The organism is Pseudomonas entomophila L48 (assembly GCF_000026105.1).
Classification (GTDB): Bacteria; Pseudomonadota; Gammaproteobacteria; order Pseudomonadales; family Pseudomonadaceae; genus Aquipseudomonas; species Aquipseudomonas entomophila.
In genome coordinates, this window is the sequence record NC_008027.1 from 2520538 (window position 1) to 2532990 (window position 12453).

At 66.7% G+C, this 12453-nt stretch carries 12 protein-coding genes and 2 riboswitches; of the genes, 5 read left to right on the forward strand and 7 right to left on the reverse strand.

Annotated elements, in window-relative coordinates; translation table 11 throughout:
• Positions 1-3: 3 nt before the first annotated feature.
• The 6 genes from PSEEN_RS11275 to PSEEN_RS11300 form a co-directional block, all read right to left on the reverse strand.
• Positions 4-618 carry a response regulator transcription factor gene (locus PSEEN_RS11275; protein WP_011533632.1) on the reverse strand — a complete coding sequence of 205 codons (615 nt, stop codon included), beginning with the start codon at positions 616-618 and terminating at the stop codon, positions 4-6.
• Positions 619-825: 207 nt separating this feature from the next.
• Positions 826-1068 (reverse strand): DUF1272 domain-containing protein, encoded by a 243-nt coding sequence (locus tag PSEEN_RS11280; protein ID WP_011533633.1) that lies wholly within the window; start codon positions 1066-1068, stop codon positions 826-828.
• A 64-nt stretch (positions 1069-1132) separates the two neighbouring features.
• Complete coding sequence (cobM, locus tag PSEEN_RS11285) at positions 1133-1885, reverse strand: precorrin-4 C(11)-methyltransferase (RefSeq protein WP_011533634.1); 753 nt, start codon at positions 1883-1885, stop codon at positions 1133-1135.
• Between the two features lie 28 nt (positions 1886-1913).
• Entirely contained in the window at positions 1914-2324 is a 411-nt protein-coding gene (locus PSEEN_RS11290) for a cobalamin biosynthesis protein (RefSeq protein ID WP_011533635.1), read from the reverse strand.
• Complete coding sequence (locus PSEEN_RS11295) at positions 2324-3019, reverse strand: CbtA family protein (RefSeq protein ID WP_011533636.1); 696 nt, start codon at positions 3017-3019, stop codon at positions 2324-2326. Before PSEEN_RS11295 ends, PSEEN_RS11290 begins: the two co-directional genes overlap by 1 nt.
• Positions 3020-3029: 10 nt before the next feature.
• Positions 3030-3215 carry a CbtB domain-containing protein gene (locus PSEEN_RS11300; RefSeq protein ID WP_011533637.1) on the reverse strand — a complete coding sequence of 62 codons (186 nt, stop codon included), beginning with the start codon at positions 3213-3215 and terminating at the stop codon, positions 3030-3032.
• Between the two features lie 107 nt (positions 3216-3322).
• A riboswitch (cobalamin riboswitch) is annotated at positions 3323-3547 on the reverse strand.
• Between the two features lie 60 nt (positions 3548-3607).
• Positions 3608-3806: riboswitch (cobalamin riboswitch) on the forward strand.
• A gap of 101 nt (positions 3807-3907) precedes the next feature.
• Here PSEEN_RS11300 and cobW point away from each other — a divergent pair.
• The 4 genes from cobW (at position 3908) to PSEEN_RS11320 (ending at position 10409) form a co-directional block, all read left to right on the forward strand.
• Complete coding sequence (gene cobW, locus PSEEN_RS11305; protein ID WP_011533638.1) at positions 3908-4975, forward strand: cobalamin biosynthesis protein CobW; 1068 nt, start codon at positions 3908-3910, stop codon at positions 4973-4975.
• A gap of 3 nt (positions 4976-4978) precedes the next feature.
• A complete protein-coding gene (gene cobN, locus PSEEN_RS11310) occupies positions 4979-8740 on the forward strand; it encodes a cobaltochelatase subunit CobN (RefSeq protein ID WP_011533639.1) in 3762 nt (1253 codons plus the stop codon).
• A gap of 2 nt (positions 8741-8742) precedes the next feature.
• Positions 8743-9741, forward strand: coding sequence for a magnesium chelatase ATPase subunit I (locus tag PSEEN_RS11315; protein ID WP_011533640.1), 999 nt, complete (start codon positions 8743-8745; stop codon positions 9739-9741).
• Positions 9742-9818: 77 nt separating this feature from the next.
• Entirely contained in the window at positions 9819-10409 is a 591-nt protein-coding gene (locus PSEEN_RS11320; RefSeq protein ID WP_044488014.1) for a vWA domain-containing protein, read from the forward strand.
• 94 nt (positions 10410-10503) lie between these two features.
• Here PSEEN_RS11320 and PSEEN_RS11325 read toward each other — a convergent pair whose 3' ends face one another.
• Positions 10504-10770, reverse strand: coding sequence for a hypothetical protein (locus PSEEN_RS11325; RefSeq protein WP_011533642.1), 267 nt, complete (start codon positions 10768-10770; stop codon positions 10504-10506).
• A gap of 332 nt (positions 10771-11102) precedes the next feature.
• On the opposite strand from PSEEN_RS11325, the gene PSEEN_RS11330 reads away from it, so the two are divergent.
• Entirely contained in the window at positions 11103-12428 is a 1326-nt protein-coding gene (locus PSEEN_RS11330) for a sigma-54 dependent transcriptional regulator (protein ID WP_011533643.1), read from the forward strand.
• Positions 12429-12453: the final 25 nt, after the last annotated feature.

The following is a 12453-nucleotide window of genomic DNA, read 5'->3' on the forward strand; positions in this document are numbered from 1 at the left end:
CGCTCAGACCACGTGGTTGCGTTTGGCCAAGTCGACCATTTCCACCAATGACTCGGCCTTGAGTTTCTCCAGGATCCGGCCGCGGTAGGTGCTGATGGTCTTGGCGCTGAGGTTCATCTGCTCGCCGATCAATTTGTTGCTCTGCCCGGCGCAGAGCCGGCGCAGCACTTCCATTTCGCGGTTGGACAGGCTGCCCAGGCGCTCGTTCTCGCTGTCCAGGGTGTTGCTGTTGACCGCCATCTGCGGGAAGGTCGAGTAGCCCTTGACCAGTGCCTTGAGGGCGAAGATCAGGGCGTCGAGGTCCTCGTCCTTGTTGACGAAGGCGCTGATGCCGGCATCCATGCAGCGGCGTACATACAAGTCGGCGGGCTGGCCGGTCAGGACCATGATGCGTGGCGGGGGTTCGAGCAGCTTCAGGCGCTTGATCACTTCCATGCCGTCGAGGTCGGGCAGGCCGATGTCGAGAATCACCACCTCGGCCTTGGTTTCCGCGGCAAGGCGCGCAGCGTCCTTGCCTTTTCCTGTCTCCCCGACCACCTCGAACCGCTCGCCTTTGAGCAGCATGCGCACGGCTAGCCGGACAATGTGATGGTCATCGACCAACAGCACGGATGTCATGGGTAACTCCTGTTGATGTGGACCCGTTTCCTGAATCTGGTCGAATAGAGGTTCGCGGGTCAGCTGTAGGCAGCGCGCACCTTACGGGGATTCAGGATCCTTGGTAATAGGCGAGTATAGGTGTGTTGAAAATGCGCGGCTGTTTTGTTGAAAAGGACTACAACGGAGGCTGGGGAGCGCCTCCGTTGAAGCGGTCTGGCATCGGGCTCAGGCGCAGGCGGCGTGTTTTTTGACCACGCGCTGGGTGGAGGCAGGGTTGTTGCCCAGCACCTTGCCGGTGCGGGTTGGTCGCGAAACGAGCTGGCCACCGCAGTTCGGGCACTGGTTGTGGAAGTGCTGGTCATTGCAGGTGCGGCAGAAGGTACATTCGAACGAGCAGATCAGGGCGTCCGGGCTCTCGGCCGGCAGGTCGCTGTCGCAGCACTCGCAGTTGGGGCGTAGTTCGAGCATGGTGGGGCTTCCGGTTGGCGTGAGGCCCCAGTGTGCTACGGGGTGAGGCGTGGCGGCAAATGGCTTATGGGCCGGGCCGGTAGAGGTGGGCGTGGCCGGCACGGTACAACGCCGAGTCGGCGAACGGGGCGTCCCCCAGCACATGGCCGACCAGGATCAGCGCGGTGCGCCGGAAACCCTTGGCCGCCACCCGCCCGACGATATCCGTCAGGGTGCCTTTGGCCCAGTCCTGATCCGGCCAGGTGGCGCGGTGCACCACGGCGATCGGGCAGTCGGCGCCGTAGTGGGGCAGCAACTCGTCGACGATCCGGGCGAGGTGCTTCACGCCCAGGTGGATGGCCAGGGTGCTGCCGTGCCGGGCCAGGTCGGCCAGCTGCTCCCCGGGAGGCATGGGGGAGCTGTCGCCGTAGCGAGTCAGGATCACCGTTTGCGCGACATCGGGTAGGGTCAGTTCGCACCCCAGCAGGGCGGCACTGGCAGCGGTCGCGGTGACGCCAGGCACAATCTGGTAATCGATGCCCAGCTCGCGCAGGAGGCGAATCTGCTCGCCGATGGCGCCGTACAGGCTGGGGTCGCCACTGTGCACCCGAGCCACATCGTGGCCATCGGCGTGGGCTTGGCGCATGGCTTCGACGATTTGCTCCAGGTGCAGCTCGGCACTGTTGATCACAGTCTGGGCGGTGTGCCCTTCGAGCACCGCGGGGGGCACCAGGGAGCCGGCATAGATGATCACCGGGCACTGGCGGATCAGGCGCTGGCCTTTCACCGTGATCAGTTCCGGGTCGCCGGGGCCGGCACCGATGAAGTAGACCGTCATGGGGATTCCTTGCAGATGAAAGGGCGGATTATCCGCCGATGGCCAGGGCCAGGGTAGCACCAGCCAGGGTCTGTCTCGGGATGTGCAGGCGTGGCGGCGTGAGTGCCTGGCCGGCCAGGGCCAGTGCCGCGCTTTCGGCGACGCCCCAGCAGCCGGTCTGGGCGTAGGCGGCGGCGGAGCGCTGGGTGAGTTGCGCTTCGAAACCAAGCAGATGCGGGGCGTCGAAACAGACGAACGGCAACCCCAGGCGCTCAGCCAAGGCCAGCAGGCCGGGCTCGCGCGCCTTGGGCGTGATACTGGCGATGCCGCGCAGGCAGGAAAGCGGCAGGGCGTTCTGGTTCAAGGTCTGGCGCAGCAGCACCGACAGCGTCTCGACCGGGCAGCCACGACGGCAGCCAAAGCCGGCGTACAACGCCGGCTGAGCGGGATGCAGGGGCATCAAGCGTGGCTGGGGCGACGGTAGAGCCACGCGCTGAGCAGGCCCAGCGCCAGCCAGAAGGCGGCGTTGGTCAGCCAGGAGGCGATCTTGAACTGCGCCTCGAGGGCTTCCGGCGCCAGGCTCTCATGCACGGGCGGTTGCGGCGCGCCGATGACATGGGGGATGACCAGCAGGGCGACGCCGATCACCTTGAACAGCCAGTGGTGGGCGAATACCAGCAGCGCCAGGCCAGCGGCAGTGGCGGCGGCGGTGCCGACCCACCAGGTCTGGCGTTGGCCCAGGTCGGCGGCCGCGGTGCCGGGCAGTTCGGGTGGCAGGCCCAGGGTCGGCGCCAGGCAGAACACGGCGAAGCCGGCCAGGCCCCAGAGCGCGCCGGTGCTGACGCGGCCAGGCTCGCGCAGGCTGTACAGCGCGGCAAGGACCAGGGCGAAGCCTACCGCGACCACCAGGTTGCCGCCGGTGGTGGACAGCACGCGCTGCCAGCCGTCCTCCGGTGCCCAGGCTTCGGCGCTGTGCTCATGTTCGTGGGGGGCGGCAGCTTCGCCATGCTCGTGGTGTTCAGCAGCCGGGGCGGCGTTCTCGTAGGTTTCCGCCTGGAGAATCAAGGGGGCCACCCAGAAGCTTTGCAGCAGGGTCAGCAGCAGGGCGGCCAGCAGCCCGCTGAAGCCTGCGGTACGGGCGATGCGTGTGATCATGCGGGCGTACTCAGTGGCAGGGGAAGGCGGCGCTGTGGCGGGTGTCATGAGCGGCGTTGTGCACCGCCTCGATGTGCGAGAAACCGGCGAAGTAGACCAGGCACAGGCCGAGCAGGCTGGCGCCGACGGCGACGATCATGCGCTGGCTGAGGCTGACGGGGGTGGCGATGCTGTGTTTCGTGCTGGTGATGGGCATGACGCGTTCCTCTGCTGTTGCTTTTGTCGGGCATTGGGGCAACAGGCAAGCGCGGCGACCCCGGGCGAAGCTCGCCCAGGTATGCGACAGCGCCCGCCCACCGCGGGGTGTTCATGTGGTGTCAGGCCGGTCTCCGGGCTGGCGAGGTGGAGCGGGGCTCCGTTGTTGGCGTCACCTTCCCATGCCAAGTCGACGGGCACAGTGGTCTAGACGCTTCACTCGCTTACCGTTGCGGGGGCAGCACCGGCATTGTCCTGCCTCTTGTAGAGCGAGGCGTGACGCACCGGTTTCCCGTTTCACCCCAAGGGGGCACCTGAACGCAATGCGCTAGCAAATCATGGGGCGAACCTTGCGTCAATGGCGGCGGCGGTTGACCGCAAGGCAGGCTCTGCGTAGCCTTGCCGCTTCGAGGTTCTCCGGCGTTGGCCGGAGCTAAGACGGGAACGCGGTCGATGCCGCGGCTGCCCCCGCAACTGTAGGCACTGGAACGGATCGGCACAGCCACTGCGCACGCGCGGGAAGGCGCCATCCCGCTGGCAATGCTGCCGGCACAGTGCGAGCCAGGAGACCTGCCTCGTGACGTTTTCGACTTTCAACCGGGCGGGGTGATCCGGTGGCGAACCAGCCAGGCCGGCAAGGCCCGTGGCTATCGTCCTGCATGCCCGCGCCACAGCCGCCAAGGGCATCGCGACATGAAAACACTGGCCAAGCTCCCCGTCACCATCGTTACCGGCTTCCTCGGCTCGGGCAAGACCACCTTGCTCCGCCATATGCTCGACAACGCCCAGGGCCGCCGTATCGCGGTAATCGTCAACGAGTTCGGCGAGCTGGGCATCGATGGCGAAATTCTCAAGCAGTGCAGCATCGGTTGCAGCGAGGAAGAAGCCAATGGCCGCGTCTACGAGCTGGCCAACGGTTGCCTGTGCTGCACCGTGCAGGAAGAGTTCTTCCCGGTGATGCGCGAGCTGGTGGCCCGCCGTGGCGACCTGGACCACATCCTGATCGAGACCAGCGGCCTGGCGCTGCCCAAACCGTTGGTCCAGGCCTTCCAGTGGCCGGAAATCCGCAACGCCTGCACCGTCGACGCGGTGATCACCGTGGTCGACAGCCCGGCCGTGGCAGCGGGCACCTTCGCCGCCTACCCGGACCAGGTCGACGCCCAGCGCAAGCTCGACCCCAACCTCGACCATGAGTCGCCCCTGCACGAACTGTTCGCCGACCAACTGGCCAGCGCCGACCTGGTGGTACTGAACAAGGCTGACCTGATCGACCCCGAGGGCCTGGCCAAGGTCCGCACGGAGGTGGCCGAGGAACTGCCGCCAGCGGTCAAGGTGATCGAAGCCAGTAGCGGCCGCCTGCCGCTGGAGGTGCTGCTGGGCGTGGGCGCCGAGTCCGAGGCGCATATCGATGGCCGGCGCACCCACCACGATTCGCATCATGACGGCGACGATCACGACGACCATGATCACGACGCCTTCGACTCCATTTCCATCGACCTGCCCGAAGCCGACGAAAGCCTGCTGCTCGATGCCCTCACGCAACTGGTCACCGAATTCGGCATCCTGCGCGCCAAGGGCTTCGCCGCCATCCCCGGCAAGCCGATGCGCCTGCTGATCCAGGGCGTGGGCACCCGCTTCGACAAGCACTTCGACCGCGCCTGGCGCAGCGAGGAGCCACGCATCACCCGCCTGGTGCTGATCGGCCAGGACCTCGATGCCGTGCAACTGCAAGCGCGTCTGCGCCAGGCTCTGGGCGCCTGACCCATGCACCTGCTGCGGACCCAGCCCGGCGGCTTCGTGCCGGACGACAGCATCGCCGACCTCGGCCAGACCCCCGCCGAGCTGGTGATCCTCTGCAGCGGTGATTCGCACCTGGCACTGCTCGCCGAAACCGCCGAGCAGTTGCCCGATGATTTCCCCAGCCTGCGCCTGGCCAACCCCATGCAGGTGCAGAACCATGCCTCGGTCGACCTCTATGTCGACGAGGTGCTGCGCCACGCCAAGGTGATCCTGGTGTCGCTGCACGGCGGCGTCGGTTACTGGCGCTATGGTGTCGAGCAACTGGTGGAGCTGGCCAACCGTGGCGTGCAGCTGATCCTGGTGCCGGGCGATGATCGCCCCGATCCGGAGCTGACCGACCTGGGCACGGTGCGTGGCGAGCAGGCCGAGCGGCTCTGGCACTACCTGCGCCAGGGCGGCAAGGCCAACGCCGTCAACCTGTTCAACTGCCTGGCCAGCCTGTGGCTGGGGCGTGACTACCCGTGGCACGAGCCTCAGCCGTTGCCGCGCACTGCGGTGTACCACCCTCACAAGGCCAGCGCGGTGCTGGAGGACTGGTACGGCGAATGGAATCCGGCGTTCCCGGTGGCGCCGTTGCTGTTCTATCGCTCGCACCTGCAGGCCGCCAACACGGCGTTCATCGATGTGTTCTGCCAGCGCCTGCAGGCCTGCGGCCTGAATCCGTTGCCGATCGCCGTGGCCAGCCTCAAGGAGCGCGCTTGCCTTGATCAGGTTGAAAACTGGCTCGACGAGGTTGAGGCCGAAGTGGTGATCAACACCACCGGTTTCGCCCTGTCCAGCCCCGAACAGCCCAACCTGCGCCCGCTGCGCCGCGATGTGCCGGTGCTGCAGGCGATCTGCGCCCAGGACAACCAGCCTGCCTGGGAGCAGAACGAGCAGGGCCTGGGCGCGCGCGACCTGGCCATGCACATCGCCTTGCCGGAACTGGACGGGCGCATCATCACCCGGCCGGTCAGCTTCAAGGACCTGGCCTGGCGCAGCGAGCGCAGCCAGTCCGACGTGGTCTGCTATCGGGCACACCCCGAACGCATGGACTTCGTCGCCGAGCTGGCGCGGCGCTGGGTGGAGCTGGGGCGCCTGGACAACCAGGAAAAGCGCATCGCCCTGGTGCTGGCCAACTACCCGACCCGCGATGGGCGCATCGGCAACGGTGTAGGCCTGGACACACCGGGCGCCGCCCTGAACATCCTCCAGGCCCTGCAGGCGCAGGGCTATCCGGTGGCCGGTCTGCCGGGCAGTGGTACCGAGCTGATCCACCAGTTGCTCGGTGGTGTGACCAACGACCTCGACCACCTGGACCAACGCCCCTGCGCCCAGAGCCTGAGCCTGGCGGACTACCAGAGTGCCTTCGACGCATTGCCCGAGGCGAACCAGCGCGCTGTGCTCGAACGCTGGGGCCCCCCCGAGAAGGACCCGATGTTCCGCTCGGGGCGCATGATGGTCGCCGGGCTGCGTTATGGCCTGACCTTCGTCGGCATCCAGCCGGCGCGGGGCTACCAGGTCGACCCCAGCGCGGTGTACCACGACCCGGACCTGGTGCCGCCCCATGGCTACCTGGCGTTCCACTTCTGGCTGCGCAACGGCTACGCCGCCGACGCGGTGATCCATGTCGGCAAGCACGGCAACCTGGAGTGGCTGCCGGGCAAGGGCGTGGGCCTGTCCAATGAATGCTGGCCGGATGCGTTGCTCGGCCCGCTGCCGAACATCTACCCATTCATCGTCAATGACCCAGGCGAGGGCGCCCAGGCCAAACGGCGCACCCAGGCGGTGATCATCGACCACCTGATGCCGCCGCTGACCCGCGCCGAAACCTACGGCCCGCTGCGTCACCTGGAGCAACTGGCGGACGAATACTACGAAGCCCAACTGCTCGACCCACGCCGCGCCCGCGAGCTGCAGCGCGACATCCTCGAACTGGTCAAGGCCAACCATATCGACCGAGAGTTGCAGCTCGAAGGACAACTGGACGACGCGGCGGTGTGGCTGCCGCGTCTGGACACCTACCTGTGCGACCTGAAGGAGTCGCAGATTCGCGATGGCCTGCATGTGTTCGGCCAGTCGCCCCAAGGGCGCCTGCGCAGCGACACCTTGCTGGCGCTGCTGCGGGTCGAGCGGGGGGATGGCAAGGGCGGCAACGCCAGCCTGATCCGCGCCTTGGCCAAGGCGCTGGCGCTGGGCTTCGATCCGCTCGATTGCGACCTGGGCCAGGCCTGGGAAGGGCCGCGCCCGGCATTGTTGCAGGCATGTGATCCCGGGCTGTGGCGCACCCAGGGCGATACCCGCGAGCGCCTTGAACTGTTTGCGGTCAGCTTGATCGAGCAGGCGCTGGCGGGTGAGGCTGGTCTGCCGGATGCCCCGTGCTGGCAGCCTGTACGGGAGGTGCTGCGCGCGCTGTGCGAAGACGTCGCGCCCAACCTGGACGCGTGCGGCGGCGCCGAGATCGATGGCCTGCTGGCCGCCCTGGCCGGGCGTTTCGTGCCTGCCGGCCCCAGTGGTGCCCCCAGCCGTGGGCGGCTTGACGTACTGCCGACCGGGCGCAACTTCTATACCGTCGATGTGCGCAACCTGCCGACCACCACGGCCTGGCGCCTGGGCTTCGCCTCGGCCAACCTGATCCTCGAACGCCACCTGCAGGACCACGGCGACCACCTGCGCCAGCTGGGGCTGTCGGTGTGGGGCACGGCGACCATGCGCACCGGCGGCGACGACATCGCCCAGGCGATGGCACTGATGGGCGTGCGCCCGGTGTGGGCGACGGGCAGCCAGCGGGTGGACGACTTCGAGATACTGCCGCTGAGCCTGCTCGACCGCCCGCGGGTCGACGTGACCTTGCGCGTTTCGGGCTTCTTCCGCGATGCCTTCGGCAACTTGATCCGCCTGTTCGACGCGGCGGTGCAGGCAGTGGCCGCGCTGGACGAGCCGGACGACCTCAACCCGCTGGCCGCCCGTGTGCGAACAGAACGAGAGAAATTGCTGGTTGATGGCATGGACGCCGAGCAGGCCGCCCGTCAGGCCGGCTGGCGGGTGTTCGGCGCCAAGCCCGGTGCCTACGGCGCAGGCGTGCAGAACGCCATCGACGGGCGCCTGTGGCATAGCCGCGACGACCTGGCCGAGGTCTACCTCAACCACGGTGGCTACGCCTATGGCGCCAGCGACGAGGGCACCCCGGCCCGCGCCCAGTTCGCCCAGCGCCTCAGCCAGGTGCAGGCGGTGCTGCAGAACCAGGACAACCATGAGCACGACCTGCTCGATTCCAACGACTACTACCAGTTCCAGGGCGGCATGCTGGCCGCCGCCGAAACCCTGGCGGGCAGCGCCCGGGCCAGTTATCACGGCGACCACAGCCAGGCCGACCGGCCACGTATCCGCACCTTGAAGGAAGAGCTGAACCGGGTGATCCGCGCCCGCGCCCTGAACCCCAAGTGGATCGACGGCGCCAAGCGTCATGGCTATAAAGGTGCATTCGAGCTGGCCGCGACGGTGGACAACCTGTTTGCCTTCGATGCCACCACCCACCTGATCGACGACCATCATTACCAAGGCCTGGCCGATGCCTATGTGCTCGACCCGGCCACCCGTGACTTCATGCGCGAGCACAACCCCGAGGCCCTGCGTGACCTCACCGAACGCCTGCTGGAAGCCCAGCAGCGGGGGCTGTGGCAGGAACCGGGCGACTACCGCGACAGCCTCGAGCAGCAGTTGCTCGACGGCGAGGAAGACAGCTGAACATGAGCGAACCCGTGCAATTCCCCCTGGCGGCCGTGGTCGGCGCCGACGATCTCAAGCTGGCCCTGTGCCTGACGGCCATCGACCCGAAGATCGGTGGCGTGCTGATCGAAGGCCCGCGCGGCATGGCCAAGAGCACCCTGGCCCGGGGCCTTGCCGACTTGCTCGGTGACGGGCCGTTCGTGACCTTGCCGCTGGGCGCGACCGAAGAGCGCCTGGTCGGTACCCTCGACCTGGATGCCGCCCTGGGCCAGGGCCAGGCGCGTTTCTCGCCGGGGGTGTTGGCCCATGCCGACGGCGGCGTGCTGTACGTCGACGAGGTCAACCTGCTGCCCGACCCGCTGGTGGACCTGCTGCTGGACGTGGCCGCCAGCGGCACCAACCGCGTCGAACGCGATGGCATCTCCCATCGCCATGCCGCCCGCTTCGTGCTGATCGGCACCATGAACCCGGAAGAAGGTGAGCTGCGCCCGCAGTTGCTCGACCGTTTCGGCCTCAATGTCGCCCTCGACGGCTTGCCGGCGCCCGAAGCCCGGCAGCAGATCATCCGTCGACGCCTGGCGTTCGACAGCGACCCCGAGGCATTCTGCGCCGAGTGGGCGCAAGCGCAGGCGCAACTGCGTGAGCGCTGCCACGCGGCGCGTGGGCAACTGGCTTCGATTGCCCTGGACGACCAGGCCCTGGCCTGGATTACCGAGCGCTGTTTTGCCGCCGGCGTCGATGGCCTGCGTGCCGACCTGGTCTGGCTGCGCGCTGCCCGGGCCCATGCTGCCTGGCGTGGTAGCGCGGCCATCGAGGAAGCGGATGTCGATGCGGTGGCCGAGTTTGCCTTGCGCCACCGACGGCGCGCCGATGCGCAACAACCGGCGCCGGCCGATGCGGCGGAACCGTCGCCGGGGCGGGAGCGTGAACAGGGGCAGGGCGACTGGGGGGCATTGCCGCCACAGCCAGTAGTCGGCGGTGCGCGGCGCGAGGTGCCGAACTGGGCAAAAAAGCCCTGAGCATCCGCCCGCGTGACACCCAGGCGGCGGATGCCAGGCCCCGCGCAGGTCAGCTGAAGGGCGCATCCCGTGGCCGCCTGCGCGTGGCCGATGGTGGGCGAATCGCCTGGTTGCCCACGTTGCTCAAGGGCCGGCCTCGCCAGCGCCAGGATCTATGCTGGCAGCAACGCCAGGCCGACGGGCCTGCGTTGTGGCTGGTGATCGTCGATGCGTCGGCTTCGACCCGCCGCCATCAGGCCCTGGCCCAGGCCAAGGGGCTGCTGGCCGAGCTGTTCGACCAGGCCTACCGGCAACGGGCGCGCCTGGCGCTGCTCACCGCCAGCGGCAACCGGCCACACTGGCAGCGCCACGGCCTCAAGGCCTCGGCGGCGTTGCAACCTTGGCTGCAGGCGCTGGGAGCGGGGGGAGGCACGCCGTTGTTCGCCGCGCTGGAGGAGGCGCGCCACTGGTTGCTGGCGCGACGCAAGCGCCTGCCGCAAGAAGTGCAACGCTGCCTGATACTGACCGACGGTCGGTTGCGTCAGTGGGCCACGCCACAGCCATTGCCGTGCGCCACTTTATTGGTGGACATGGAACTGGCGGCAGTAAGAGTGGGGCGGGCACGGCAACTTGCCGAACAACTACAGGCCGAGTATCGGCATATAGAAACGTTCACGCTGATCAATTAAACGGGTTGTGCGCGACAGTATGTCGCACCCGCAGAAAAGTTATGACGTGGCCAGGCGGGAATTGCACAAGTGCGCGAACTGCGCGCACCTGTGATTATTTCGGCATCGACCAGGGTTGCAGGTCGTAACCCTTCTGGCACAGTTCCGCGCGTACTTCCTCGATCAGGCTGGCCCATTGTGCCGGGTCGGAATACACCCGCGAGGAGACTTGCTTGGCGCCGATACGGGTGCTGGTCCGGTCGATCACCGCCAGGCTCAGCTCGCCCGTGCCGTTAGGGGCATCCCAGGCGACGCACTGGAAGGGTTCGAAGGCGTGGTCGGCAATCAGCAGTGCTTCGTTGACACGGAGCGGGGCATTCATGGTTCGGTCTCTCTATGGTCCCAAACAGCGAAATATATGTTCCGCGGTGTTATGCCAGGCAGGGTACAGCGCGGGGTTATTCGTACTGATGCTCCAGATCAGGGTCGGAGTCACATGGCGGTTGAAATTTTTTATTGAAGTGCGGTTATCCGTTTATCCGCGGCGCCGAATGTGACGTCGATAGTTAGCAATAATTCTAAGGTGTGGCGCAGTGCCGCGGCTGGGCTGACCAACGGTAGTGGGGGCTGTCAAGTTCGTTGCTACTGTTAAGTCGGGCGTCGCAAAGTACTGTTTCTTCGGAAAAAACCATTATGTGGCGCCAAGGAATGGTCATGCCTGAATCTGCATCCCAGCGCCGTTTGCTGATCGTCGACCCGTGCGACGAGTGTCACCAGCTGCTCCCGGGCCTGCGCAATATCGGCTGGGAGGTACGCAGCAGCGCCCTGGACACCGCCCTGGAGCACCCGTGCGATGTAGGGGTGCTGCGCCTGCAGGCTCAGCACTTGCGTCACCCCGACGCGGTCAAGGACATGATCAAACGCAGCAATACCGAATGGATTGCTGTGCTCAGCGCCGAGGAGCTGCGTATGCAGAACGTCGGCGATTTCGTCTGCGAATGGTTTTTCGACTTCCACACCCTGCCGTTCGATGTGTCGCGGGTCCAGGTCACCCTTGGCCGGGCCTTCGGCATGGCGCGCCTGCGCGGCAAGGGGGCGGTGCACCTCGATGAGCCCCAGCACGAGCTGCTGGGTGAAAGCCGCCCCATCCGCGAGTTGCGCAAACTGCTCGGCAAGCTCGCGCCGACTGAGTCGCCTGTGCTGATCTGTGGCGAAAGCGGTACAGGCAAGGAGCTGGTGGCGCGCACCCTGCACCGACAATCACAGCGCCGTGACCAGCCTTTCATCGCCATCAATTGCGGCGCCATCCCTGAGCACCTGATCCAGTCCGAGCTGTTCGGTCATGAGAAAGGCGCCTTCACGGGGGCTCATCAGCGCAAGGTGGGGCGCATCGAGGCGGCCAATGGTGGCACCTTGTTCCTCGACGAAATTGGCGACCTGCCCTTGGAGCTGCAGGCCAATCTGCTGCGCTTCCTGCAGGAGAAGCACATCGAGCGGGTCGGTTCGAACCAGCCGATTCCCGTGGATGTGAGGGTTCTGGCGGCGACGCATGTGGACCTGGACAAAGCCATCGAGCAGGGGCGCTTTCGCGAGGACCTGTACTACCGGCTCAATGTCCTGCAAGTTGTGACCGCCCCCCTGCGCGACCGTCATGGCGACATGCCGATGCTCGCCAGCCACTTTGCCGATTTCTACAGCCTGGAAACCGGCAGGCGCCCGCGGTCGTTCAGCGACAATGCACTGGCCGCCATGGGCCGGCATGATTGGCCGGGCAATGTACGCGAGCTGGCCAATCGGGTGCGGCGTGGCCTGGTGCTGGCCGAGGGGCGGCAGATCGAGGCGAAGGACCTGGGGTTGCACGAGGTGCGAGAGTTGGAGCAACCCTTGGGAACGTTGGAGGATTACAAGCAACGCGCGGAGCGCCAGGCGTTGTGCGATGTGCTCAACCGCCACAGCAACAACCTCAGCGTGGCGGCCAGGGTGCTGGGGGTTTCTCGGCCGACGTTCTATCGGTTGCTGCACAAGCATCAGATTCGCTGATCAAGACGGGCCCTCACAGATTTGA